The organism is Pseudomonas pharyngis, assembly GCF_021602345.1.
GTDB lineage: Bacteria > Pseudomonadota > Gammaproteobacteria > Pseudomonadales > Pseudomonadaceae > Aquipseudomonas > Aquipseudomonas pharyngis.
Genome location: NZ_BQID01000012.1, coordinates 104,260 through 130,454, shown reverse-complemented (window position 1 = coordinate 130,454; position 26,195 = coordinate 104,260). Strand labels below are relative to the sequence as shown.

At 61.8% G+C, this 26,195-nt stretch carries 15 protein-coding genes; 5 read left to right on the top strand and 10 right to left on the bottom strand.

Annotation, left to right across the window (positions count from 1 at the left end; genetic code table 11):
• Positions 1-340 precede the first annotated feature (340 nt).
• Entirely contained in the window at positions 341-1,411 is a 1,071-nt protein-coding gene (locus L6D74_RS22930) for an autotransporter outer membrane beta-barrel domain-containing protein (protein WP_236190504.1), read from the top strand.
• Between the two features lie 51 nt (positions 1,412-1,462).
• On the opposite strand, the gene glgB is transcribed toward L6D74_RS22930, so the two are convergent.
• The 3 genes from glgB to L6D74_RS22915 form a co-directional block, all read right to left on the bottom strand.
• Positions 1,463-3,694, bottom strand: a complete 2,232-nt coding sequence (gene glgB / locus L6D74_RS22925) for a 1,4-alpha-glucan branching protein GlgB (protein ID WP_236190502.1) — start codon at positions 3,692-3,694, stop codon at positions 1,463-1,465.
• 2 nt (positions 3,695-3,696) lie between these two features.
• Positions 3,697-7,038, bottom strand: coding sequence for a maltose alpha-D-glucosyltransferase (gene treS / locus L6D74_RS22920; RefSeq protein WP_236190500.1), 3,342 nt, complete (start codon positions 7,036-7,038; stop codon positions 3,697-3,699).
• 169 nt (positions 7,039-7,207) lie between these two features.
• Complete coding sequence (locus tag L6D74_RS22915; RefSeq protein WP_236190499.1) at positions 7,208-9,202, bottom strand: alpha-1,4-glucan--maltose-1-phosphate maltosyltransferase; 1,995 nt, start codon at positions 9,200-9,202, stop codon at positions 7,208-7,210.
• A 216-nt stretch (positions 9,203-9,418) separates the two neighbouring features.
• On the opposite strand from L6D74_RS22915, the gene L6D74_RS22910 reads away from it, so the two are divergent.
• Positions 9,419-9,577: a hypothetical protein gene (locus L6D74_RS22910; RefSeq protein ID WP_165369575.1), complete on the top strand. Its 159-nt coding sequence runs from the start codon at positions 9,419-9,421 to the stop codon at positions 9,575-9,577.
• Here the strand turns inward: L6D74_RS22910 and L6D74_RS22905 are convergent, their stop codons facing one another.
• Entirely contained in the window at positions 9,578-10,129 is a 552-nt protein-coding gene (locus tag L6D74_RS22905; RefSeq protein ID WP_236190497.1) for an MgtC/SapB family protein, read from the bottom strand.
• Between the two features lie 123 nt (positions 10,130-10,252).
• Here L6D74_RS22905 and L6D74_RS22900 point away from each other — a divergent pair, with 123 nt between their 5' ends.
• The 3 genes from L6D74_RS22900 to mapR all read left to right on the top strand — a co-directional run bounded on the left by L6D74_RS22900 (position 10,253) and on the right by mapR (position 13,783).
• Positions 10,253-10,501 carry a DUF3203 family protein gene (locus L6D74_RS22900; RefSeq protein WP_007952135.1) on the top strand — a complete coding sequence of 83 codons (249 nt, stop codon included), beginning with the start codon at positions 10,253-10,255 and terminating at the stop codon, positions 10,499-10,501.
• 195 nt (positions 10,502-10,696) lie between these two features.
• Positions 10,697-12,127 (top strand): cytochrome c oxidase accessory protein CcoG, encoded by a 1,431-nt coding sequence (gene ccoG, locus L6D74_RS22895; protein WP_064596277.1) that lies wholly within the window; start codon positions 10,697-10,699, stop codon positions 12,125-12,127.
• 246 nt (positions 12,128-12,373) lie between these two features.
• Positions 12,374-13,783 carry a GntR family transcriptional regulator MpaR gene (mapR, locus tag L6D74_RS22890; RefSeq protein WP_236190494.1) on the top strand — a complete coding sequence of 470 codons (1,410 nt, stop codon included), beginning with the start codon at positions 12,374-12,376 and terminating at the stop codon, positions 13,781-13,783.
• 123 nt (positions 13,784-13,906) lie between these two features.
• Here the strand turns inward: mapR and L6D74_RS22885 are convergent, their stop codons facing one another.
• From L6D74_RS22885 to L6D74_RS22860, 6 genes are all read right to left on the bottom strand, one after another.
• The gene (locus tag L6D74_RS22885) at positions 13,907-14,653 is read right to left on the bottom strand and encodes an SDR family oxidoreductase (protein ID WP_007955033.1); all 747 of its coding nucleotides are present in this window, start codon (positions 14,651-14,653) and stop codon (positions 13,907-13,909) included.
• Between the two features lie 85 nt (positions 14,654-14,738).
• Entirely contained in the window at positions 14,739-16,820 is a 2,082-nt protein-coding gene (locus L6D74_RS22880) for a putative bifunctional diguanylate cyclase/phosphodiesterase (RefSeq protein ID WP_236190492.1), read from the bottom strand.
• 322 nt (positions 16,821-17,142) lie between these two features.
• Positions 17,143-18,612, bottom strand: a complete 1,470-nt coding sequence (locus L6D74_RS22875; protein WP_103387329.1) for an efflux transporter outer membrane subunit — start codon at positions 18,610-18,612, stop codon at positions 17,143-17,145.
• Positions 18,609-21,716, bottom strand: a complete 3,108-nt coding sequence (locus tag L6D74_RS22870) for an efflux RND transporter permease subunit (RefSeq protein WP_236190489.1) — start codon at positions 21,714-21,716, stop codon at positions 18,609-18,611. The genes L6D74_RS22875 and L6D74_RS22870 overlap by 4 nt, the downstream gene beginning before the upstream one ends.
• Complete coding sequence (locus L6D74_RS22865) at positions 21,713-24,817, bottom strand: MdtB/MuxB family multidrug efflux RND transporter permease subunit (RefSeq protein ID WP_236190487.1); 3,105 nt, start codon at positions 24,815-24,817, stop codon at positions 21,713-21,715. Before L6D74_RS22865 ends, L6D74_RS22870 begins: the two co-directional genes overlap by 4 nt.
• A complete protein-coding gene (locus L6D74_RS22860) occupies positions 24,814-26,121 on the bottom strand; it encodes an MdtA/MuxA family multidrug efflux RND transporter periplasmic adaptor subunit (RefSeq protein WP_064596267.1) in 1,308 nt (435 codons plus the stop codon). The genes L6D74_RS22865 and L6D74_RS22860 overlap by 4 nt, the downstream gene beginning before the upstream one ends.
• Between the last annotated feature and the right edge of the window lie 74 nt (positions 26,122-26,195).

Genomic DNA, 26,195 nt, shown 5'->3' with positions numbered 1-26,195 from the left:
AGGCCCGGTTTCGCAGACCGACTGTCGGTTGTAAAAAGTCTCTGCCTCGCGGCTTCCACAGCGATTAGCTCTACAAACAAGAACTTAGATAAATACGCAAAAACAAAAACTTGCATCACCTGTTTTGACTCGACCGCTCATCGTTCAATTTCTTGACGCAGCGGCTCGGGTCTTCTTAGCTCTACCTTACTACCCCCGGAAACACTACTCGGGGCGAACCCCAGGTCACTCGTCAAAAACGGGCGGCCACGGATTCGCCACGCTCCATTCGGTCGCCCCTCGTTCGGGGTAGGAGAGACGCCAAGGCGAGATACTGCATGCGCTAGCAAGGTAGACCTCCATGAAAACCTCACTCACCTCACAAGAGATCAAAGTTACCTTTTGCACCGTTTCAAGTTCTATCTTGCTGTGCTCGTCCATGGAGGCGCAGGCGGGTCCTGTGGCGGACGAAGCAACACCCTGGTATCGCCAGGACATTCCCGTCATGACTCTCCCCGCCACGGTCGTGACTCCGGGCCCGCAACGGCTCAGCCCACAGCCGGATCTGCGCGGTACAAAGCTGATTACCGAAGACCTCGCCCCCTCGGCCTGGGAACAGCTTTACGGACCGACTTCCCGCCAGGCGCAAACCGACGTCATCAGCCCGGGCTTCGCCACACCCGGCACCGGCGACTTCAAGGGGCCCGCCGTACTGACCTTGAAAAGCAGCAGTGGGCACACCCAGCAAGTCGGCCTGATCGGCGGTGTGAATCAGATCAGGGGCAATGGCAACGGCCTGATCACCAGCCGCGCCCTCGCCGACCCGACCACCGACACTCTCAACCTGCAAGGCCAGAGCCTGGGCGCCTACTACAGCCTGATCGGCCCACAAGGCTGGCACGTCGATCTGTCGGCCAGTGGCGGCCGGGTCAGCGGTTTCAGCCGTAACGAGCAAGGCGCACGCCTGGCCACCGAAGGCAGCGCGATGACGCTGTCGGTGGAAGGCGGATTCCCGATCGGTCTGGGTGAAAACTGGGTGGTTGAACCGCAGGCGCAATTGATCAACCAGCGCATCACCCTGGACACACCCTATGCGGGCTCGGGCAATGCGTCTTCCAGCGATATTTCATCTTGGAGCGGCCGGGTCGGTGCACGCTTGAAAGGTAGCTATGACCTGAACGGCTTGCCGGTCGAACCCTACGTGCGCACGAACCTGTGGCACACGGTGTATACCGGCAACACGGTGACGCTGGATCAGGTGGACAAGATCAGCAGCAGCCGCAAGTCCTCGACCGTGGAAGTCGGCCTGGGGCTGGTGGCGAGGATGACACCGACGGTGAGCCTGTACGTCAGCGCCGATTACAGCAGCGATGTGGACGACAACGACCTGAACGGGTTGATTGGCAGCCTGGGGATCCGGATGCGCTGGTGAGCACCCGTATGATCGTTCCCACGCGGAGCGTGGGAACGATCTCGCGTGGGGTCAGCCCTCAGGTTTGAGGATCAACACCGCCAGCGGCGGCAGGTTCAGCTCCAGCGACAACGCCTGCCCATGGCTGGCCACCTCTTCGGTGAACGCCCCGCCACCATTGCCATAGTTGGAACCGGCGTAGGTGTCGGCATCACTGTTGAGCAATTCCTTCCAGCGCCCGGCAAACGGCACACCGACCCGGTACGACTGGCGCGGCACCGGAGTGAAGTTGGCCACCACCAGCACCGGCGTGCCGTCCTTGCTCCAGCGCAACCAGGCGTAAACGCTGTTGATCGCATCATCACCGATCAACCACTGAAAGCCTTGCGGCGCATCGTCCTGCTCGTGCAGCGCTGGCTCTTCGCGGTAGAGCCGGTTGAGGTCGCCGACCAGTTTCTGCATGCCTTGGTGTTCCGAATATTGCAGCAGATACCAGTCCAGTTGCTGGTCGTGGTTCCACTCGCGCCACTGACCGAACTCGCAGCCCATGAACAGCAACTTCTTGCCCGGATGGGTCCACATGAAGCTCAGGTAGGCGCGCAGATTGGCGAATTTCTGCCAACGGTCGCCGGGCATCTTGTCGATCAGCGAATGCTTGCCGTGCACCACCTCGTCGTGGGAAATCGGCAGGATGAAACGCTCGGACCAGGCGTAGACCAGACCGAAACTCAATTCGTTGTGATGATGGGCGCGGTAAACCGGATCCTGCTGGATGTAATGCAGCGAATCGTGCATCCAGCCCATGTTCCATTTATAAGCGAAACCGAGCCCGCCCTGCTGGGTGCTCTGGCTGACGCCCGGCCACGCCGTGGACTCCTCGGCGATCACCAGCGCGCCCGGTGCTTCCAGTGCCACCACGTCGTTCAAGTGCCGCAGGAAATCGATGGCTTCCAGGTTCTCGCGACCGCCATGGCGGTTCGGCACCCACTCGCCGGCCTTGCGCGAATAATCGCGATAGAGCATCGACGCCACCGCATCGACCCGCAGCCCATCAACGTGGAAATGCTTCAACCAGTGCAGCGCCGACGCCAGCATGTAGCCGTGCACTTCGGTGCGGCCCAGGTTGTAGATCAGCGTGTCCCAATCCTGATGAAAACCTTCCTGCGGGTTGCCGTACTCATACAACGCCGTGCCATCGAACTGCGCCAGACCGTGGGTATCGGTGGGGAAATGCGCCGGCACCCAGTCGAGAATCACACCAATGCCGGCCTGGTGGCAGGCATTGACGAAATCGCCGAACTGCTCGGGCGTGCCGTATCGCGCACTCGGAGCGAACTGCGACAGCAACTGATAGCCCCACGAACCGCCGAACGGGTGCTCCATGATCGGCATCAGTTCGATGTGGGTGAAACCCAGTTCCTTCACGTAAGGAATCAGTCGTTCGGCCAGTTCTGGCCAGGTGTATTGGCGCGCCACTTCGCCCAGATCATCGAGTTCGCACTGCCAGGATCCGGCGTGCAACTCATAGATCGACAGCGGCGCGCTGTGCTGTTGACGCTCGTGGCGGCCGTTCATCCAGTCCTGATCCTGCCAGTCGATCTGCAACGGTGCGGCGACTTTTGACGCAGTGTCCGGCGGCAGGCTGGTGGCCAGTGCCATGGGGTCGGCCTTCAGCGGCAGGATGCCGTGAGCGCCGAGGATTTCGTACTTGTACAGTTCGCCCGCCTGCAGGCGTGGAATGAACAACTCCCACACGCCGGATGGATGCCGCAGGCGCATCGGATGTCGCCGGCCGTCCCAAACGTTGAAGTCACCGACCACCGACACCCGCCGGGCATTCGGCGCCCACACGGCAAAGCGCACACCGTCGACGCCATCGACGGTTTTCAGCTGCGCGCCGAGGCAGCTGCTGAGGTCGCGGTGATTGCCTTCGGCGAACAGATACAAGTCCATTTCACCGAGCAACTGACCAAAGCTGTAGGGATCTTCCGCGACCTGTTCACCACCGGCCCAGCGGGTGCGCAACAGGTACGGCCGTGCGCCCTCGAAATGGCCGACAAACAGCCCCGGCGTTTCGGTAGCCTCCAGCGGACCGAGTTCTTCGCCACTGTTTTTATCGACGACAGCAACACTCAACGCGCCGGGCAGATACGCCCGGATAAACTGCCCGCCGGCGCCATCGCCGTGGGGGCCAAGAATGGAAAACGGGTCGTGGTGTTCTGCGCGCACTAAAGCATCAATGTCTTTTGCAGTGGGCAGCAATCTTTCTTTAGCGTGACCCTGTTCCCTGTTCGAGAAACTCATGACTACTCTCCACCAAGATCGGAAAAGGGTTTGAGCCCCGTCAATAACCCATACAGACCGTGCAGCGGCACGGGCAGCCAGGTGGGGCGATTTTCGGCTTCATAGGCCACTTCGTAGGCCGCTTTCTCCAGACCGAACAACGCCAGTGCGGCGTCGGCACCTTCAGGATCTTGCCAGGCATGATCAAGACTAGCTGCCGCTTGGCGATATGCCTGGAGAAATGCTTCCCGGGCTTCACGCAGGTAACGCTCCGTGACCCGCCGACGCGCGGCTTCGGCCTCGGGGCTGTTGTCGACGTTGTGCACATTCAGCGCCATGGCCGCGGCATAGTCGAAGGAGCGCAGCACCCCGCTGACGTCCTTGTACGGACTGTGCTTGCCTCGGCGTTCGGCCAGTGGCCGCGCCGGTTCACCTTCGAAGTCGATCAGGTAGGCATCGCCCTTGATTACCAGCACCTGCCCCAAATGCAGGTCGCCGTGCACACGGATCCGCAGACCGCCGGCGGATTGCTTGGCCAGTTCCTGCACGTGGGCAAGGATGGTTTTCTTGTTGTCGAGCAAACGAGCGACCAGCTTCTGATCCGCCGCGTCTAGTTCGCCCTGATGTTGCTTCAGGAGCTTCAGGGCATGTTCGACCTGCGCCGCGACATCCTTGCCGCTCGCCTGGGCATCCTTGGCCGAACTGACTTGCGGCGCGAAGTCCTTGTTGTCGCTCGGCGCTGCCAGTACCTGATGCATTTCCCCCAGACGCTGGCCGAGCATCCCGGCGAAATCCTTCAGTTCGCCCAAGGCGTTGTAGTGTTGCGCCTGCTCGGACACCGCGTCGGCCAGTTCGTCGCGCAGTGCACGTTCGAGGTTGTTCTGCGTCCATTCCCAAGCGTCGCCCTGATTGCTCAGATAGCCCTGTGCAATCATCAACAGATTGTCTTCACCCTTCCCGTCCCGACGAATCACCGAGCCGAGCAGCGGTGAGATATTGGCAAATCCGGCCGCGGTCAGGTAAGCGCTCATCTCCAGTTCCGGGTGTACGCCGGAAGCGACTTTGCGGATCAGCTTGAGCACCAGACTGTTGCCGATCACCACTGAACTGTTGGACTGCTCGGCGGACAGATAGCGCACTTCGGATTCCGCGCCGAGACCGAGTTTTTCCAGTTGCGGCGTCGCCTCGAAACGGATCTCGCCATCACTGGACTCCAGCACCGTACCGCCCTGCATACCTTGCAGCACCGCGCGAACAAATGCTTCAAGGCTGAAGGCATCAGTAATCAAGCCGACCTGGCGAACCCGGCGCACTCGGGCCAGGGCCAGTTGTTGCGGCAATGCCGGCCCGACCTGATCTTCGGCAATGAACCCGAACGGCAGTTGATACCGGCTGGTCTGCCCGCCGCTCTGCACTTCGATTTCGCTGAACAACACCGGATGCTGCGCATCGCCGAAGCGCACGCCGTAGGCCAGTTTCACCTGTTCGATGGCCGCGTCCTTGCCGGCAAACCAGCGGCGGTTCTGCAGCCAGCTCGGCAGGATCGCCTGTTCGAGGGTGGCCCGGGACGGTGCTTCGAGCAGTTCCTCCATGCGCTTTTTCAGCACCAGCGTGGTGAAGTCCGGCAGGCTCTGCGCAGGTTCCACGTGCCAGCTCGGCATCTGGTTTTCCGCCGCCAGGCCGAACCAGTAGAACCCGTAAGGCGGCAGGGTCAGCAGGAAACTCAACTGGCCGATGGGCGGGAACGCGTTACCACCGAGCATTTCCACCGGCACCATGCCGACGTAAGCCGACAGGTCGAGTTCCACCGCTTGTGCACTGCGTGACACGTTGGCTACGCAGAGAATGATTTCGTGCTTGCCGTCCGGCCCGGTGTATTCGCGGGTGTAGGCCAGAACGCGACGGTTGGCCGGCGACAACATCTTCAAGGTGCCACGACCGAACGCCTTGGATTGCTTGCGCACGGTCAGCAGGCGTCGGGTCCAGTTCAGCAGCGAATGCGGGTCGCCGGCCTGGGTTTCGACGTTGACCGACTGATAGCCGTATTGCGGGTCCATGATCGGCGGCAGTACCAGACTGGCCGGGTCGGCGCGAGAGAAGCCGCCGTTGCGGTCGATCGACCATTGCATCGGCGTACGCACGCCGTCGCGGTCGCCGAGGTAGATGTTGTCGCCCATGCCGATTTCATCGCCGTAATACAGGGTCGGCGTGCCGGGCATCGACAGCAGCAGGCTGTTGAGCAGTTCGATGCGGCGGCGGTCACGTTCCATCAACGGCGCCAGACGCCGGCGGATGCCGAGGTTGATCCGTGCGCGACGGTCGGCCGCGTAGTAATTCCACAGGTAGTCGCGTTCCTTGTCGGTGACCATCTCCAGCGTCAGCTCATCGTGGTTGCGCAGGAAAATCGCCCATTGGCAGTTGGCCGGGATCTCCGGGGTCTGGCGCAGGATGTCGGTGATCGGAAAGCGATCTTCCTGGGCCAGCGCCATGTACATGCGCGGCATCAGCGGGAAGTGGAACGCCATGTGGCATTCGTCGCCATTCACGCCCTCGGCGTCGGTATCACCAAAATACAGCTGGGTGTCTTCGGGCCATTGGTTGGCTTCGGCCAGCAGCATGCGATCGGGGTAGTTTGCGTCAATTTCGGCGCGGATCTGCTTGAGAACGTCGTGGGTTTCCGGAAGGTTTTCGTTGTTGGTGCCATCGCGCTCGATCAGGTACGGAATCGCATCCAGGCGCAGGCCGTCGATGCCCATGTCCAGCCAGTAGCGCATGACCGACAGCACGGCTTTCATGACTTGCGGGTTATCGAAATTAAGGTCCGGCTGGTGCGAATAGAAGCGGTGCCAGAAGTATTGGCCCGCCACCGGGTCCCAGGTCCAGTTGGACTTTTCGGTGTCGAGAAAAATGATCCGAGTGCCGTCGTATTTCTGGTCGTCATCCGACCACACGTAGAAGTCCCGCGCCGCCGAGCCGGGTTTGGCCTTTCGCGCCCGCTGAAACCACGGGTGCTGATCGGAGGTGTGGTTGATGACCAGCTCGGTGATCACCCGCAGGCCACGCTTGTGTGCTTCGGCAATGAACCGTTTGGCATCGGCCATCGTCCCGTAATCGCTGTGGACGCCCCGGTATTCGGCGATGTCGTAACCATCGTCGCGGCGTGGCGAGGGGTAGAACGGCAACAGCCAGATGGTGTTGACGCCAAGATCGGCGATGTAATCGAGTTTGGCGATCAGGCCGGGAAAGTCGCCAATCCCGTCGTTATTCGAGTCGAAAAAGGATTTGACGTGAACTTGATAGATAACCGCGTCCTTGTACCAGAGCGGGTCTTTGATGAAGGTGGCAGCCTTGGGTTTCTTCGCCATGTGAAACTCCTGTTCAATTCTATAAACACGGTGAGCCGATCACTTGGCTCGCAAACGATGAGCACCCTGTGGGAGCGAGCCTGCTCGCGAATTCGAGTTGGCAGGCAAGCTATGTATTGAATGTTGGCCCGCACTCGCGAGCAGGCTCGCTCCCACAGGGGATCTGTGTTCAGGCAGTGATGCGCCAGATTCCGAACGGCTGATACGCCGGGTCGATCCGCATGAATTGGTACTTGCCGTGCCAGTCCCAGCGATGGCCGTTCATCAGGTCTTCGCCGTGGGTGGTGGCATCGTCCGGCAGGCCCATTTCCCACAGCGGCAGCTCGAAATTCGCCTCCTGCACGTTATGTGGATCGAGGCTGACGGCGACCAGAATGAAGTTGCTGCCGTCCGCACTGCGCTTGCCGAAATACAGAATGTTGTCGTTCCAGGCGTTGTAGATCTTCAGGCCCAGATGGCTGTGCAGCGCCGGGTTCTGGCGGCGGATGCGGTTGAGCTGGGCGATCTCGGCAATGATGTTGCCGGGCTGGTTGAAGTCGCGGACGCGGATCTCGTACTTCTCGGAATCGAGGTATTCCTCCTTGCCCGGCACCGGCGCCGATTCGCACAGTTCAAACCCCGAGTACATGCCCCACAGGCCCGAGCCCATGGTCGCCAGCGCGGCGCGAATGAGGAATCCGGGACGTCCCGACTCATGCAGGAACGCCGGGTTGATGTCCGGAGTGTTGACGAAGAAGTTGGGCCGGTAGCACTCGCGCCACGGCGACTCATTCAGCTCGCTGAAATAGGTCGCCAGTTCGGTCTTGGTGTTGCGCCAGGTGAAATAGGTGTAGCTCTGGGTGTAACCGACCTTGCCCAGCCGCGCCATCATCGCCGGGGTGGTGAAAGCCTCGGCGAGGAAGATCACTTCCGGGTACAACGTACGGACATCAGCGATCAGCCATTGCCAGAACGGCAACGGTTTGGTGTGCGGGTTATCGACGCGAAAGATCTTCACGCCCTCCTGCACCCAGCCGACCACAATGTCGCGCAACTCGACCCACAGGCTCGGAATCGCTTCCGGTGCATAGAAGTCGACGTTGACGATGTCCTGGTATTTCTTCGGCGGGTTCTCCGCGTATTTGATCGTGCCGTCCGGCCGCCAGTTGAACCAGCCCGGATGCTGCTTGAGCCACGGGTGATCCTGGGAACACTGAATGGCGAAGTCGAGAGCGATTTCCAGACCATGGTCAGCGGCAGCGGCCACCAGCCGACGGAAGTCCTCACGGGTGCCGAGTTGCGAGTGAATCGCTTCGTGGCCGCCCTCCTCGCTGCCGATCGCATACGGACTGCCGGGATCGTCCGGGCCGGCGGTCAGGGAATTGTTGCGACCCTTGCGATGGCTGCGACCAATCGGGTGGATCGGCGTGAAATACAACACGTCGAAGCCCATGTCCTGAATCATCGGCAGGCGCGAGTGCACGTCATTGAAGGTGCCGTGGCGGGTGGGATCGTCGGTGATCGAGCGGGGAAACAGTTCGTACCAACTGGCGAATTCCGCCAATTCGCGCTCGACGTCCACCGGGAATTCCGGGCTGAGGCTCAAGTAGGCGCGGTGATCGGCCTCGGCCATCAGTTGCGCACTGCGCGAGTGCAGAAACAACGCGACCTGCTCGGTTTCGAGCAGGCCGGACAATTCGTGGTGCAAGACGGCCAGTTGTTCGCTGAGCTGACCTTCGCTGCGCTCGGCGGCCTGCTGCACCATGGTGCGTCCCTCTTGCAGCTCGAGGCTGACCGGGACGCCGGCGGTGTGCTTTTTCTCCAGTTCGTACTGAAAACTGGCGAACTGGTCGATCCAGGCTTCGATCAGGAACAGATAACGGCCCATGCGCTGCGGCTGAAACACACCGCGCCAGCCATTGTTGCCCTGATCGCTCATGACTTCGGTCTGCCAGGTCTCGTCACCCTCTTCGCGCCAGCGGATGCGCACCGCCAGTTTGTCGTGACCGTCGGCGAACACCTTGCTGGTGACCACGATCTCCCGACCTGCGATCGCCTTGACGGCAAATTGCCCGCCGTCGAGGGTCGGCATGGTGTTTTCAATGACGATGCGCGGCAACAGCAAGGCCTGCGACAGCGGCATGTGCGGGTTGTAGCTCTGTTCGGAAGGTTTTTCAGCAGTCATTGAGCATCTCTCCTTAACGCCCCAAGGACGCTCGTTTGCCTGTTTGGCGGTCACGGTCGGGCCTGGGCCCGGATGAACTCTCTCAGGTTCCGAGCGGCCGTCGCCGGGAAAAGTTCACAGGGATTTGCCGCGCTACAAAATCGGATCGATTTCGCAGTGAAGTGGTCAATCCACTTAAGCACGTCCCACGCCAAGTGCCACACGGAGGTTCACCCGATGACTATTCCGATTCCCGCTGAAACACCCGATCCGAACATCGACAAACCGACCCTGCCCGAAACCGAACCGCAACCGATCCCTGAACAGGAGCCGCCTGGCACCACGCCACCGCCCAAGGAAGAACCACCGACGACCATGCCGCCGGTAATCGTCTGATCAGCGTAGGTCGTTGTGGTCTTTCTCGATGCGGTCTTTCTCGATGCGGTCCTTCTCGATGTGATCCTTTTCAAAGACCCTGACGATCCGCGGCATGACACTGAATATTCCCAACGCGAGCAACGTACTGAGCACCGCCGTCGCCTCGCGGCCCAGACCGGCCGCGACGCCGATGGCGGCGGTCATCCACAAACCGGCGGCGGTGGTCAGGCCCTTGACGTGGCCTTCGTCGCCTTCGTGGTTCTTGAGGATGGTGCCGGCGCCGAGAAAGCCGATCCCGGCAATCACGCCCTGCACCACCCGGCTCATCGCGTCGGCCTGGGAACCGGACAATTGCGGTACCAGCACGAACAACGCCGCGCCAAGGGCTACCAGCATGTGCGTTCGCACCCCGGCGGCCTTGCCCTTGTGTTCACGCTCAAAGCCGAGAATGCCGCCCAGCAGCGCCGCCATCAACAGGCGCACGGTGATCCGGGTCAACTGCGACGCATCGCCGATGTCGGCGAATTCCGCTTGCAGGGTTTCCCACACTTCATGCCACCAGGCGTTCATCGTCCAGTCCTTGTTATGAGTTGATAAAGGATGGACAGCGCCGACCATTAATCGGTTGCGTAGAACGATCTGCAGAACCGCGCACCCTAACGTCTCAGACTCCCGTGAAAAAAGGACAACCCCATGCCCCTTCGTATCGATGAAAGCAATCCGGAATCGAAAGTCTGTTTTTTCACCGTTGAGAATGGTGAGGAAATCCGGATCTGCGACACGCTGGAAGTCAGGACAGATAGCGAAAAAGCCATGTCGTTCGTCGAGGTGGAAGGACGGCGCATCTACGTCACCGAAGCCGAAGCGGACGCATTGACCGTCGCAGGCGCCCGGGATGGGCGCAAACACCTGAAGGCCGACGACAGTGATTCGGTGATTTGACTGACCTCGATCAACAACCGGCGCAGAGCTCTGGGATAGGCCTCTGCGCTTTGGCCTGCGGGCTGCTTCAAGTTGTCGCAGGCGTGGCAGAACAGCCCATCTGATACGCTTTTTATTGAAATACCTGAGTCTGTTATGCAAACAGATCGGCGCTCATAGTTCCCTGGCCTGATGGAGGCTGATGAGCGAACGACCATGAGCGAACGAATCCCCGTCCGAACCGTAGAAGCATCTCCCCGGATAAAAAAAGTACCGGCGCGCCCAATGAAGGCGAAACACGCCACCAGCGACAACCAGATCTTCACCCGCAGCTTCACCGGCCTGTTCCGCACCTTGCGCATGAGCGGCGCGGGGTTTCTGTTTCTGCTGTTCTTCGGCACGGTATGGCTGAACTGGGGCGGACGTCAGGCGGTGCTCTGGGACCTTTCCGAAAGCAAGTTCCACATCTTTGGCGCGACCTTCTGGCCGCAGGATTTCATTCTGCTCTCGGCGCTGCTGATCATCGCCGCGTTCGGCCTGTTCGCGATTACCGTGTTCGCCGGCCGGGTCTGGTGTGGCTACACCTGCCCGCAGAGTTCGTGGACGTGGATCTTCATGTGGTGCGAGAAGATCACCGAAGGCGAGCGCAACCAGCGGATCAAATTGCAGGCGGCGCCGTGGAGCCTGAACAAACTGGCGCGGCGTGCGGCCAAGCACACGCTGTGGCTGGCGATCAGTGTGCTGACCGGTCTGACCTTCGTCGGCTACTTCACCCCGATCCGGCCACTGGCCGAAGAACTGCTGACCCTGCAGATCGGCGGCGTCAGTCTGTTCTGGGTGCTGTTCTTTACCGCCGCCACCTACATCAATGCCGGCTGGCTGCGTGAAGCGGTGTGCATGCACATGTGCCCGTATGCGCGATTCCAGAGCGTGATGTTCGACAAGGACACCCTGGCGATTTCCTACGACGCCGCCCGTGGCGAAAACCGGGGCCCGCGCAAACGCGAGATCAAACCGGCCGAGGCCGGCCTCGGTGATTGCATCGACTGCCAGTTGTGCGTGCAGGTCTGCCCGACCGGTATCGACATCCGCGACGGCCTGCAAATGGAATGCATCGGCTGCGCGGCATGCATCGACGCCTGCGATTCGATCATGGACAAGATGAATTACGCTCGCGGCCTGATTCGCTATACCTCCGAGCGTGAGTTGCAGGGTGGCAAGACCCATCTGCTGCGTCCGCGCCTGATCGGCTACGTCGCGGTGCTGGTGGTGATGATCGGTGCCCTCGCCCTGGCGTTGGTGGAACGACCGATGGTCTCGCTGGACGTGACCAAGGACCGTGGCCTGTTTCGTGAAAACGGTCTGGGCCAGATCGAAAACATCTACACCCTCAAGGTCATCAACAAAACCCAGCAGCGCCAGGATTACAACCTGACGCTGGTGGATGGCGACGGCTTCCAGTTGCAAGGCAAGACCGAACTGAGCCTGGCGCCGGGCGAGATCGTCGATGTGCCGGTGTCGGTGGCGATGACCTCCGAACGCCCGGCCAGCAGCTCGCAGACCTTGAGCTTCAAGATTGCCGACAGTGATGAGCCGGGGATTTATAGCGTGGCGAAGAGCCGGTTTGTTGCGCCGATGAATCGGTGAGCCGTTAGAATCTCCCCCCTCACCCCAGCCCTCTCCCAAAGGGAGAGGGAGCCGACCGAGGTGTAAGGAGTTGTACATCGACCTGAAAAATCGAGTCGATTATGGATTCACTGCAGCACGTTCATGTCGGCGTAACTCTTAAGCATTCCACGATCAGTCCCCTCTCCCTCTGGGAGAGGGCTAGGGTGAGGGCTGATGCCACTGACCCACCACAAAAACACCAAACACCACGTACCAAGGCCCCCGATGAAACGCTACGAAAAATTCGCCGACGACATCGCTGAACTGATCCGCTCCGGCGTCCTCGGCCCCGGTCAGCGGGTGCCGTCGGTGCGCTACGCGAGCCAGACCTACGGCGTCAGCCCGTCCACGGTGTTCCAGGCCTATTACCTGCTGGAACGTCGCGGCCTGATCCGCGCCCGCCCGCGCTCCGGCTACTTCGTCAATACCCACGCCCCGAGCCCGTTCTCGGAGCCGGTGATCAGCAGCCAGGTCAACGAGTCCACCAAGGTCGACGTCAGCGAGCTGGTGTTCTCGGTACTGGAATCGATCAAGGACCCGAGCACCGTGCCATTCGGCTCGGCGTTCCCCAGCCCGACCCTGTTCCCGCTGCAACGCCTGTCCCGCTCGCTGGCCAGCGCCGCGCGGGAGATGGACCCGCGCATGGTGGTCACCGACATGTCGCCGGGCAACCCGCAACTGCGCCGGCAGATCGCCCTGCGCTACATGGTCGGCGGCCTGATGCTGCCGATGGAAGAACTGCTGATCACCAACGGCGCCCTCGAAGCGCTGAACCTGTGCCTGCAAGCCGTGACCGAGCCCGGTGATCTGGTGGCCATCGAAGCCCCGGCGTTTTACGCCAGCCTGCAAGTGCTGGAACGCCTGAAGCTCAAAGCCGTGGAAATCCCCGTGCACCCGCGCGACGGCATCGACCTCGGCGTGCTCGCCCAGACACTGGAACGACACCCGATCAAGGCCTGCTGGTGCATGACCAGTTTCCAGAACCCGATGGGCGCGACCATGCCCGAGGCCAAGAAACAGGAACTGGTGGAACTGCTGAAACAGCATCAGGTGCCGCTGATCGAAGACGACGTCTACGCCGAACTCTATTACGGCCAGCAGGCGCCGAAACCCGCCAAGGCCTTCGACACCGAAGGGCTGGTGATGCACTGCGGCTCGTTCGCCAAGAGCCTGGCCCCCGGCTACCGAATCGGCTGGGTCGCCGCCGGCCGCTACGCACAGAAAATCGAACGACTGAAACTGATGACCTCGCTGTGCGCCTCGATGCCCGCGCAAGCCGCCATCGCCGACTACCTGCAACACGGCGGCTACGACCGTCACCTGCGCAAACTGCGCTATGCCCTGGAAGAACAGCAAAGCTCGATGCTCGCGGCCATCGCCCGCTACTTCCCGGCGCAGACACGCGTAAGCCAACCCGCCGGCGGTTATTTTCTGTGGCTGGAACTGCCACCGCAGATGGATTCGTTGAAGTTGTTTCAGATGGCGTTGGCGCAGGGGATCAGCATCGCGCCGGGGCCGATCTTTTCGCCGACCCAGCGCTTCAGGAATTGCATTCGATTGAACTACGGCAGCCCGTGGACCGAGGATGCGGAGAAGGCGATGGAGACGCTGGGGCGGATTGTGCGGTCGTTTTGAGGAATAGATATTGCCTGATCGATTGCAATCGCCAGCAGGCTGGCTCCCACAGGGAAATGTATTCCAAATGTGGGAGCCAGCCTGCTGGCGATTAGGTCGGTCGCTGCAATAGAAAGATCGGGTTTAGCGCCCGCCGCCGAGATCGACAAAAGTCCCGGTGGCATACGAAGCCTTGTCCGACAGCAACCAGACAATCGCCTCCGCCACCTCATCCGGCCGTCCGCCCCGGGCCATCGGAATCGCCGACTCCAGCTTGCTGACCCGATCCGGGTCGCCGCTCAAGGCGTGGAAGTCGGTATAGATGTAACCCGGACGCACCGCGTTGACCCGAATCCCCTCGCCCGCCACTTCCTTGGAAAGACCGATGGTGAACGTATCCAGCGCGCCTTTGGACGCCGCGTAATCGACATACTCATTCGGCGAGCCCAGCCGCGCGGCGACCGAGGAGACGTTGACGATGCTGCCACCCTGCCCGCCGTGTTTGGGCGACATGCGCAGGATCGCGTGCTTGGCGCAGAGGATCGGCGCCAGCACGTTGGTTTTCATGATCTTGAGAATGCGGAATTCGGACATTTCGTCGACCCGGGATTTTTGCCCCACGGTGCCGGCGTTGTTGACCAGGGCGGTGACGCGGCCCAGTTCGCTGTCGACCCGGTTGAACAGCGCGATCACTTCGTCTTCGATACTGACATCGGCACGCACGGCGATGGCCGTGGCGCCGCGCTCACGCACCTGGTCCAGCACGTGGTGAGCGGCCTGTTCGTCGGTCTGGTAATTGATGCAGATCCGATAGCCTTGCTCGGCAGCCAACAGCGCAGTGGCGGCGCCGATTCCACGACCGCCGCCGGTGATCACAATGACTTTATCCATGCTGGCCTTTCCCCCGATGCACACGTAACAGTCGGGGCAAGAATAACCGTCATTGCAGGGTTTTGCATGACCTGCGATTAGCGGCTCAGCTCACCGCCAATGGTTTGCCGCGCACGATGTCCTGCAGGAAGCGATCCGCCGGCATCGGGTGACCGAGCAGATAACCCTGCAGCGAATCGCAGCCCAATTGCGTCAGGAAGTCCTGCTGCGAATCGGTTTCAACGCCTTCAGCCACGATGCGCAGCCCCAGCGCCTGACCGAGGGCGACGATCGCCGAGACGATGGCCGCGTCATCGCTGTCGTGTTCCAGATCGCGGACGAAACCGCGATCAATCTTCAACTCGTTGGCCGGCAGACGCTTGAGGTACATCAGGCTCGAATAACCCGTGCCGAAGTCGTCGATGGACAGATCGACGCCCATGTCGGACAGTTCCTGCAACACCGTCATGCTCGCATCGGCGTCACTCATGGCGGTGGTTTCAGTGATTTCCAGGGTCAGGCTGTTGGCCGGTAAATGGTGGGTGGCCAAGGCCTTGGCCACGCTGCTTACCAGCCCTGCATGGCAGAACTGCAACGCCGACAGGTTCACCGCAATTCGCCAGTCGGTGTAGCCCAGTACGTACCACTCGCGCATCTGCCGGCAGGCCTCATTGAGCACCCACTCGCCAATCGGAATGATCAGCCCGGTCTTCTCCGCCAGATCGATGAACTTGTCCGGCATAAGCATGCCCTGGGTCGGGTGCTCCCAGCGCAACAAGGCCTCGGCACCGACCGGACGACCGTCGGCCGCATGGAATTTGGGTTGGTAATGCAGGCTGAACTCGCCATGCTCCAGCGCCGCCCGCAAGTCCTGCAGCAATTGCAGTTGCTTGCGCGCGTTGCTGTTCATCGAAACGTCGAAGAAGCTGTAACCGTTCTTGCCGCCGCCCTTGGCGTGGTACATCGCGGCGTCAGCGTTCATCAGCAGTTCCTGGGCGCTCTCCCCGTTGCCGGGGTACAGGGCAATGCCGACGCTGGCGGAAATCTGCAACTCATGCTCGGCGACCCGGAACGACCGGGCGATCAAGCCGACCTGACGCGCCGCCAGACCCAGTGCATCGTTGGGTTCGGTCAAGCGCACCAGCAGGACAAACTCATCGCCGCCGATCCGCGCCAGCGTGTCGAGGCTGCGCAAGTCTTCGCGCAGGCGCACCGCCACTTCGCGCAGCAACTGGTCGCCCATGTGGTGACCAAAAGCGTCGTTGACCGGTTTGAAGCCGTCCAGATCGATGAACATCAGCGCAAAACAGCCGCCCTGCTCGTTGACCTTTTTCATCGCCTGATTGATCCGGTCATCCAGCAGCATGCGGTTGGGCAGGCCGGTCAGGGTGTCGTGCAACGCCAGTTGGGTGAGCTCACGGTTGGCCTCGGTCAACGAATGGGCCAGATCAGCGGTGCGGGCTTCGAGGCGCGCGTCGAGAATCGAGGTCAGCAGCGCGATGGCCAGCACCGCCAGCGTGGTGATCAGTACCAGATTGTCGAGACCGTTGCCGTTCAGGCCGCTGAGTGCCGCGCCGCAGAAACTGCCGTCGGGAAACCGCGCCGCCGCCATGCCGGTGTAGTGCATGCCGACAATCGCCACGCCCATGACAATCGCCGCCCCGGCCCGAAACAGCCGCACGTAAGGCGAATGCTGACGCAGGCGAAAGGCGATCCACAGCGCTGCCGCCGACGCCCCTACGGCAATCAGCAGCGAAGCGCCGAACAGTGTCGGATCGTAGTCGATACCCGGTTGCATACGCATCGCGGCCATGCCGGTGTAATGCATGGCGCTGATGCCGGCGCCCATGATCAACGCGCCAAAGGCCAGTTGCCAGGCCGGCAGTTTCGGCTGACTGACCAGCCACAGGGCAAAACCGCAGGACAGCACGGCGATCAGCAATGAAAGCGCCGTGATCGAAATGTCGTAACCGAGGCTGATCGGCAGCTTGAACGCCAACATGCCAATGAAGTGCATCGACCAGACGCCGATGCCCATGGCAAACGCCCCGCCGGCCGTCCATAAATGCACGGCGCGGCCCTTGGCAGTGGCAATGCGCCCGGTGAGATCGAGCGCGGTGTAGGAAGCGAGGATCGCCACACACAGCGAAATGAAAACCAGCGTGAAGGAGTAGCTACCGATGAGCATGGGAATTCTCGTGACCACCCCGCCGTACTGCGTCCGTTCTCCGCGGGGCCAAATGCGCCGATTGTACTGATTGCGCAGAAGAACGCACTGACAAAGTAATCAAATGGCCATCAACCCGATGAAACGCTTGTTTGATCGTCGGACAAGGCTCTGGAGTGCTGCTTTGACAGAGCGTCCGCCCTCGCCCGCAGATCGTTCCCACGCTCTGCGTGGGAATGCAGCCCGGGACGCTCCGCGTCCCTTCCAAAGCCGAACGCGGAGCGTCCGTTGAGGGATTCCCACGCGGACGGTTCGACGCCTCGACGTGGGAACGATCAACAGGCTAGCGGTTATCAGTGGTTTCCAACTGCCCATCCCAACCACCGCCCAGCGCCGCAATCAACTGCACGCTGGCGATCAAACGGCTCTGCAACACGTTCAACACACTGCGCTCGTTGCTCAACGCCGTCGCCTGCACCGTCACCACATCGAGATAAGCAATCACCCCGGCCTTGTACTGGTTTTCGGTCAGACGCAACGAATCCCGTGCCGCATCGAGGGCTTCTTGGCGCACAACCGCTTCGTCTTCGTACACCTTCAACTGCACCAGGTAGTTTTCCACCTCGCGGAAACCGTCGAGCACGGTCTGGCGGTATTTGGCCACGGTCTGGTCGTACACGGCTTCGGTGCGGTCGACTTCGGCCGAGCGGATGCCGCCGTCGAACAGCGGCAGGGTCATTTTCGGCCCGACCGACCAGAAGCGGTTCGGCAGGCTGATCAGATTCTGCGAGGTACTGCTGCTGTAGCCGCCGCTCATGCTCAGGCTGAAGTCGGGGTAATACGCGGCCTTGGCCACGCCGATGTTGGCGTTGGCGGCAATCACCGAGCGCTCCGCCGAGGCGATGTCCGGGCGGCGCTCGAGCAACTGCGACGGCAGGCTCAGCGGAATTTGCGGCAGCTTGGGAATGTCCTGGGTCTCGGCAATATTGAATTCGGCCGGCGGCTGGCCGGTCAGTACCGCGATGGCATTTTCGAACTGCGCCCGTTGCCAGATCAGGTCCACCAGATCGCCCTGGGTGGTTTTCAGCTGGGTCTGCGCCTGCGCCACCGCGTCCCGCCCGGAAACCCCGGCGTTGTACTGGTTCATGGTCATTTTCAACGAGCGCTCGTAAGCCGCCACTGTCGATTCGAGCAGGCGTTTCTGCTGATCGATCACCCGCAATTGTAGGTAGTTCTGCACCAGCTCGGATTGCTGGCTCAAACGCATCGCCGCCAGATCGGCATAGCTCGCCTGGGCGCTAGCCTCATTGGCTTCCAGGCCGCGACGCAACTTGCCCCAGACATCCGCTTCCCAACTCACGCCCAGTTGCGCGTTGTAGGTGTCACGAATACCGCTGGAGGAACTGCTCAGGCTCGAACTGCTGCTACCGGTACCCTGACTGGAACGGGTCTTGCCGGCACTCAGATCAATACTCGGATAAAACGCGCCGCGCGCGCTGCGCACCAAGGCCTGGGCCTGACGGTACTGGGCCTCGGACTGGGCGACGGTCTGGTTGGAGCTGTTGAGTTTCTCGATCAGCTGGTTGAGCTGGCGGTCGCCATACAGCTCCCACCACGCGCCGCGCGCCAGGGAATCGCTCGGGTTGGCCTGACGCCAGCCTTCGGCTTCCTTGTACTGAGCGATTTCGGCGGTCTGCGGGCGCTGGTAGTCCGGGCCGACGGCGCAGGCACTGAGCATCGCCACGCACAGAGACAGGCTCAGCAGGCGCGAGCCGCGGACAGTGGCCAGATTGATAAGCGAACGGTCAGTCATAGCGGAGTTTCCAGAGCGGCATCGGTGCGCACGCCACGCCATTTGTTGAAACGATGGCGCAACTTGTCGAGATAGAGGTAAACCACAGGCGTGGTGTAAAGGGTCAGCACCTGGCTGAAAATCAGCCCGCCGATGATGGTCAGGCCCAGCGGCTGGCGCATTTCCGCGCCTTCGGCACGGCTGAGCAGCAACGGCAAGGCGCCGAGGATCGCCGCCAGCGTGGTCATCAGGATCGGCCGCAAACGTTGCAGACAGGCGCTGCGGATCGACTCCAGCGGCGCCATGCCGTGATGACGCTCCAGTTGCAGCGCCAGGTCGATCATCAGGATCGCGTTCTTCTTCACCACGCCGATCAGCAGGAACAATCCGAGCAGCGAGATCAGGCTGAACTCGCCGCCCAGCACATAGATCGACAGCAAGGCACCGACCCCGGCCGAAGGCAGCGTCGACAGAATCGTCAGCGGGTGAATGTAGCTTTCATACAGCACGCCCAGCACCAGATACACCGCCAGCAGCGCACCGAGGATCATGAACGGCTGGCTCTTCTGGGTAGCGGCGAAGGCATCGGCGGTGCCGGCCATTTTCACGATCACGTCTTCCGGCAGACCGAGCTTGGCAATCGCCCGTTCGATGGCGGCACTGCCCTGCTCCACCGTCACGCCTTCGGCCATGTCGAAGGAAATGCTCTCGGAAGCAAACTGGCCTTCGTGGCTGACCCGGTCGTCTTCCAGGCTGTTTTCATAATGAGCGAAGGTCGACAGCGGAATTCGTGCACCGTCGGCGGTGATCACCTGGACCTGCTTGAGCGTCACCGGGTCCTGGGCGTATTTCGGATTGACCTCCATCACCACCTGATACTGGTTGAGGCTGTCGTAGATCGTGGAAATCTGCCGCTGGCTGTAGGCGTTGTTAAGCACCGCAGTGACCATTTCCATGTCCACGCCCAGGCGTTTGGCCTGATCGCGGTCGACGATCAATGTCACCTGCTGCGCACCCGCGCCTTCGCGGGCGTCGATGGCGGTCAGCTCGGGCAAGGCCCGCAGCGCGGTGACCACTTTCGGGTACCACTCGCGCAACTCACCCAGATCACCGCTTTGCAGAATGTAGCTGTACTGCGAAGTGGTCTGCTCGCGGCCGCCGCCAAATTGCAGGTCCTGGTCGGCCATCAGCATCAACTGCGCACCGGCCACCTTGGGCATTTCCTTGCGCAGGCGCTCGATGACTTTCTGCGCCGACAGGTTGCGTTCCTTGATCGGCTTCAGGCGTACCAGCATGAAGGCGTTGTTGGTGCCGTTGGTGCCACCAATGAACCCGGCCACACTCTCCACCGCTTCGTCCTTGAGCACGGCGCGGCGGAAGACTTCCATTTTCGGCTGCATCACGCTGAACGACAGACCGTCGTCACCGCGCACGAAACCGATCAACTGGCCGGTGTCCTGCTGCGGCATGAAGGTTTTCGGCACCACCACATAGAGGGCGACGTTCACCCCGACGGTGATGATCAGGCTCAGCAAGGTCAGGCGCCGATGACGCAACACCCAATCGAGGCTGGTGGCGTATTTGCCGACCATCCAATCGTTGGTGCGGCGGCTCCAGCGTTGCAGGCGGTTTTCCTCCCCCGGCGTATGGGGTTTGAGCCAGCGGGCGCAGAGCATCGGGGTCAGCGTCAGGGAAACCACCAGCGACACCACAATGGACGCGGCCAGGGTGATGGAAAACTCGCGGAACAGGCTTTCGATGATCCCGCCCATGAACAGGATCGACAGGAACACCGCCACCAGCGAGACGTTCATCGACAGCAAGGTGAATCCGACTTCCTTGGCCCCGAGGTACGCGGCCTTCATCGGTTTGACGCCTTCGTCGATGTGCCGGGAAATGTTCTCCAGCACCACGATGGCATCGTCGACCACCAGCCCGGTGGCGAGAATCAGCGCCATCAGCGACAGGTTGTTCAGCGAGAATCCGTAGAGGTACATCACCGCAAAGGTGCCGACCAGCGACACCGGCACCGCCAACGTCGGAATCAGGGACGCACGGAAATTGCCGAGAAACAGGAACACCACCAGAATCACCAGCGCGACGGCGATCAGCAGGGTCATTTCCGCTTCGTGCAGCGTGGCCTTGATCACCGGCGAGCGATCCATCGCCAGGTTCAGTTTGACGCTGGCCGGCAGCACCGCCTGCAACGCCGGCAACTGCGCCTTGATCTCGTTGACCGTCTCGATGATGTTGGCGCCGGCCTGGCGGTTGATCACCAGCAGCACAGCCGCGTCATCGTTGAAGAAACCGCTGTTGTAGCGGTCTTCCACGCCGTCGCTGACCTTGGCCACGTCCTTCAGACGCAGGGCCGCCCCGCCGTTGTAGTGGATGATCAGCGATTCGTAATCCTTGGCTTTCTCCAACTGGTCGTTGGCCTGGATCTGCCACAGACGCTGGTCGTCTTCGACCGAGCCCTTGGGCCGGCGCACATTGGCTTCGGCGATAGTCTTGCGCACATCGTCCAGTGCCACGCCGTACTGGTTCAGCGCCTGGGGCTCGAGTTCGATGCGCACCGCCGGCAAAGAGCTGCCGCCGATCTGTACTTCACCGACGCCCTGCACCTGGGACAGGCTCTGGGACAGGATGGTCGACGCCAGGTCATAGAGCTGGCCTTTTTCCAGCACATCCGAGGTCAGCGACAGCACCATGATCGGTGCCTGCGACGGGTTGACCTTTTTGTAGGTCGGCATGCTGCGCATCCCGCTCGGCAGCAGGTTGCGCGAGGCGTTGATCGCCGCTTGCACTTCCCGCGCCGCGCCGTTGATGTCGCGGTCGAGGTCGAACTGCAGAATCACCCGGGTCGAGCCCTGGCTGGAGCGGCTGCTCATGGTGTTGACGCCGGCGATGGCGCCGAACGAGCGCTCCAGCGGCGTGGCCACGGTAGACGCCATGACTTCCGGACTGGCGCCGGGCAGGCTCGCCTGCACCACGATCACCGGGAAGTCCATTTGCGGCAGCGGCGACACCGGCAGCAGACCGAAGCTCACACCGCCCAGCAGCATGATCGCCAGGCTCAGGAGCATGGTCGCCACCGGGCGCTTGATGAAAGGACCGGACAGGTTCATGGCTGTTCCACCGGCTCCACGGCCGAAGGAGCACGGCCCCAGCGCCGGCCGAGACGATCGAAGTACAGGTAGATCACCGGGGTGGTGAACAGCGTCAGCACCTGACTCACCAGCAACCCGCCGACCATCACCAGCCCCAGCGGTTGACGCAACTCAGCGCCGGAACCGGTAGCCAGCATCAGCGGCACCGCACCGAACAGCGCCGCCAGCGTCGTCATCAGAATCGGCCGGAAGCGCAACAGCGCCGCCTGATAGATCGCCTGCTCCGGCGCCATGCCCTGGGTGCGTTCGGCGTCGAGGGCGAAGTCGATCATCATGATCGCGTTCTTCTTCACGATACCGATCAGCAGAATGATGCCGATGATCGCGATCATCCCCAGATCATTGCCACTGAGCAGCAACGCCAGCAACGCCCCAACCGCCGCCGACGGCAAGGTCGACAGAATGGTGATCGGGTGAATGTAGCTCTCGTAGAGCACGCCGAGCACGATGTACATGGTCACCACCGCCGCCAGAATCAGCAGCAAGGTGCTCGACAACGACGCCTGGAACGCTTCGGCGGCGCCCTGGAACTGGGTCTGCACGCCGATCGGCATGCCGATGTCCTTCTGCACCTGTTCGATGATGTCCACCGCATGCCCCAGCGCCACGCCCGGTGCGAGGTTGAATGACATCATCACCGCCGGGAATTGGCCGATGTGGGTAATCGCCAGTTGCGCCTGCCGCTCCTCGACATGGGCCAGACTCGACAACCGCACCTGACCACCATCGGTGGTCTTGACGTGAATCTGATCCAGCGCCTGCGGGCCGATCCTCTCTCCGGCCTGAGCCTGCAGCACCACGCGGTACTGGCTGGCCTGGGTGTAGATGGTCGAGATCTGCCGCTGGCCGAACGCGTCGTACAGCGCATCGGTGATATTCGACACCGACACGCCCAGCCGTGAAGCGGCGTCGCGGTCGATCACCAGGAACACCTGCAAACCCTTGTCCTGCAAGTCACTGGCGACGTCGGTCAGCTCCGGGCGCTGGGCCAGTGCTTCGACCAGGCGGCCGCTCCACTGACTGAGCAATTCGGAATCCGGCGACGACATGCTGAACTGATACTGGGTGCGGCTGACGCGGTCTTCGATGGTCAGGTCCTGCACCGGCTGCATGAACAGACGGATGCCCACAAGCTTGTCCAGCTGCGGCTGCAGGCGGGCAATCACTTCGGTAGCGGTCAGATCACGCTGGCCATGGGGCTTGAGGTTGATCAGCAGCCGGCCGCTGTTGAGCGTGGCGTTGTCACCGTCGACCCCGATGTAGGACGACAGGCTTTCCACCGCCGGATCTTCCAGAATCACCTTGGCCAGCGCCTGCTGACGCTCGCCCATCGCCGCGAAAGAAATCGACTGCGGTGCTTCGGAAATGCCCTGGATCACCCCGGTGTCCTGCACCGGGAAGAAGCCCTTGGGCACCACCATATAAAGGAACACGGTGAGGGCCAGCGTGCCGATGGCCACCAGCAGGGTCAGCGGCTGGTGCTTGAGCACCCACTGCAACTTGCGCCCGTAAGCGGCAATCATCCAGTCGATGAACGCGCCACTGGCACGGTAGAAACGGCCCTGCTCATGTGCTTCCGGCTCACGCTTGAGCAGACGCGCGCACATCATCGGCGTCAGGGTCAGCGAGACCACCAGGGAAATCAGGATCGCCACCGCCAGGGTGATGGCGAATTCGCGGAACAACCGCCCCACGACGTCGGCCATGAACAGCAACGGAATCAGTACCGCGATCAGCGACAGGGTCAGGGAAATCAGGGTGAAACCGATCTGTTTCGCGCCCTTGAGCGCCGCCTGCATCGGGCTGTCGCCCTCCTCGATGAAACGCGCGATGTTTTCCAGCATCACGATCGCATCGTCGACCACGAAACCGGTGGCGATGGTCAGTGCCATCAGCGTCAGGTTGTTGACCGAGAAGCCGGCGAGGTACATCACGCCGAACGTACCGATCAGCGACAGCGGCACGGCCACCGACGGAATGATGGTCGCACTGGCACGCCGTAGGAACAGGAACGTCACCATCACTACCAGTGCGATGGCGATCAGCAATTCATGTTGCACGTCGGTGACGGAAGCGCGGATGGTCTGGGTGCGGTCGGTCAGCACGACGACGTCGAGACCGGCCGGCAGGTTGTCGGTGATGCTCGGCAGCAGCGCCTTGATCCGGTCAACCACCTCGATCACGTTGGCGCCCGGCTGACGCTGAATGTTCAACAGAACGGCCTGGTTCTGGTTGGCCCACGCCGCCAGACGCTCGTTCTCGGCGCCGTCGACAATCTGCGCGACATCCTTGAGCCGCAGCGGTGCGCCGTTAGCATAGGCCAGGATCAGGTTGGCGTAATCCTTGGGCGACGTCAGTTGGTCATTGGCGTCGAGCATCGACACCCGGGTCGGGCCGTCGAAGTTGCCCTTGGGCTGGTTGACGTTGGACGCACTGATCAGCGTGCGCACGTCCGACAGGTTCAGGCCGTTGGCCGCGAGCGCCTCAGGGTTGACCTTGATCCGTACCGCCTGACGCTGGCCGCCGGCAATGCTGACCATGCCGACGCCGCTGATCTGGGCGATCTTCTGCGCCATGCGCGTGTCGACCAGGTCATTGAGTTTGGGCAGCAGCATGGTTTTCGAGGTGATGGCCAGGGTCAGCACCGGGGTGTCCGCCGGGTTGACCTTGTTGTACACCGGCGGCGCGGGCAAGTCGGTCGGCAACAGGTTGGTCGCGGCGTTGATCGCGGCCTGCACCTGCTGTTCGGCGACGTCCATGTTGATGTCGAGGCTGAACCGCAGGGTCAGCACCGAGGCACCGCCGGAACTGGTCGAGGCCATTTGCGTCAGGCCCGGCATCTGCCCGAACTGGCGCTCAAGCGGCGCGGTGACGGCACTGGTCATCACGTCCGGACTGGCGCCCGGATAAAGGGTCATGACGCGGATGGTCGGGTAATCCACCTGCGGCAGAGCCGAAACCGGCAGCAGGCGATAGGCGATCAGACCGGCCAGCACGATGGCCAGCATGCTCAGCGTGGTGGCGACCGGGCGAAGGATGAACAGACGCGAAATGTTCATGCGCCCTTCTTGGCCTTGTCAGTGACGGCGGCGTCAGGCGCGGTGGCGGCTGACTTGCCTTGCAGGTGCTCGGTCGGAGTGGTCGGCACATCCTTGCTGTCGTTGACCACTTCCACTTCGCTGCCTTCCTTCAGACGGTCGGTGCCTTCCAGCACCACCCGGTCGCCGGCGGCCAGACCTTCGGTGACTACCGTGTTTTCGCCGTCGCTGGCACCGATCTTCAATTGGCGGATGGTGACTTTCTTGTCGCCGTCCAGCGCGTAAACGAAGGTGCCGTTGGTGCCGAACTGGATGGCAGCCGACGGAGCCAGCACCACACCTTTCAACGTGTCGGCCAGCAGGTGAACGTTGACGAACTGGTTGGGGAACAGCGACTGATCGCGGTTCTCGTAGCGCGCCTTGAATTTAAGGGTGCCGGTGGTCACGTCGATCTGGTTGTCGAGACTTTGCAGCACACCGGTGGCCTGCAGTTTGGTATCGCCACGATCCCAGGCCTCGGCCGGCAGTTTGGCGCCGCTGCGGTAGCGGGCGAGCACGGTTTCCAGGCTGTTTTCCGGCAGGGTGAAGGCGACGCTGATCGGTTGGGTCTGGGTGATGACCGCCAGGGAGGTCGTGTCGTTGGCCGCCACGAGGTTGCCGACGTCGAGCTGACGCAGGCCGACGCGACCGGCAATCGGTGCGCGGATCTTGGTGAATTCGAGATTGAGCTTGGCGTCGTTGACCGCCGCCTGATTGGTTTTCACGGTGCCGAGGTATTGGCCGACCAGCGCTTCGGCGGTGTCCAGTGTCTGCTTGGCGATGCTGTCTTCCTTGTACAGGCCGCGATAGCGTTCGACGTCGACCTGAGCGTTTTTCAATTGCGCCTGGTTCTGCAGCAAGGTGCCTTCAGCCTGGAGCAAGGCGTTCTGGTAGGGGCGCGGGTCGATCTCCGCCAACAGGTCGCCGGCCTTGACCATCTGCCCTTCCTCGAAATAAATCTTCACCAGTTCGCCGCCGACCCGGCTGCGCACATTGATGGTGTTGAGCGCCGTGACCGTGCCCAGGGCCTTGTAGTACAGCGGGAAGTCCCCGGTGACCGCCGGCGCCACGCGCACCGGAATCGGCCCCGCCGCGCCGCCGAAGCCCGGACGCATCATCCCCGAACGGCCGGTATGGCCGGCCTGCGCCTTCTCGCCTCCCTCCTTGTGGGCCGAACCAGCGGGCCAGAATTTCCAGCACAGACCGGCAATGACCAGCAGGACAAGCAGGCTCAGCAGCCAGCGACGGGAGTTTCGGGAAGACGATTGCATGGAGTGATTAACCATTGGGCGCGTGGGCTTCTTTTACGGGAGGCTGAACGATAAGCACTGGTGGGGATTTAGCAAAGCAGCTTTACCGG

Bases quoted from the DNA above. Each gene is read 5' to 3' on its own strand.
- L6D74_RS22930 (WP_236190504.1), top strand. From the start codon at position 341: ATGAAAACCTCACTCACCTCACAAGAGATCAAAGTTACCTTTTGCACC.
- glgB (WP_236190502.1), bottom strand. From the start codon at position 3,694: ATGAGTTTCTCGAACAGGGAACAGGGTCACGCTAAAGAAAGATTGCTG.
- treS (WP_236190500.1), bottom strand. From the start codon at position 7,038: ATGGCGAAGAAACCCAAGGCTGCCACCTTCATCAAAGACCCGCTCTGG.
- L6D74_RS22915 (WP_236190499.1), bottom strand. From the start codon at position 9,202: ATGACTGCTGAAAAACCTTCCGAACAGAGCTACAACCCGCACATGCCG.
- L6D74_RS22910 (WP_165369575.1), top strand. From the start codon at position 9,419: ATGACTATTCCGATTCCCGCTGAAACACCCGATCCGAACATCGACAAA.
- L6D74_RS22905 (WP_236190497.1), bottom strand. From the start codon at position 10,129: ATGAACGCCTGGTGGCATGAAGTGTGGGAAACCCTGCAAGCGGAATTC.
- L6D74_RS22900 (WP_007952135.1), top strand. From the start codon at position 10,253: ATGCCCCTTCGTATCGATGAAAGCAATCCGGAATCGAAAGTCTGTTTT.
- ccoG (WP_064596277.1), top strand. From the start codon at position 10,697: ATGAGCGAACGAATCCCCGTCCGAACCGTAGAAGCATCTCCCCGGATA.
- mapR (WP_236190494.1), top strand. From the start codon at position 12,374: ATGAAACGCTACGAAAAATTCGCCGACGACATCGCTGAACTGATCCGC.
- L6D74_RS22885 (WP_007955033.1), bottom strand. From the start codon at position 14,653: ATGGATAAAGTCATTGTGATCACCGGCGGCGGTCGTGGAATCGGCGCC.
- L6D74_RS22880 (WP_236190492.1), bottom strand. From the start codon at position 16,820: ATGCTCATCGGTAGCTACTCCTTCACGCTGGTTTTCATTTCGCTGTGT.
- L6D74_RS22875 (WP_103387329.1), bottom strand. From the start codon at position 18,612: ATGACTGACCGTTCGCTTATCAATCTGGCCACTGTCCGCGGCTCGCGC.
- L6D74_RS22870 (WP_236190489.1), bottom strand. From the start codon at position 21,716: ATGAACCTGTCCGGTCCTTTCATCAAGCGCCCGGTGGCGACCATGCTC.
- L6D74_RS22865 (WP_236190487.1), bottom strand. From the start codon at position 24,817: ATGAACATTTCGCGTCTGTTCATCCTTCGCCCGGTCGCCACCACGCTG.
- L6D74_RS22860 (WP_064596267.1), bottom strand. From the start codon at position 26,121: ATGGTTAATCACTCCATGCAATCGTCTTCCCGAAACTCCCGTCGCTGG.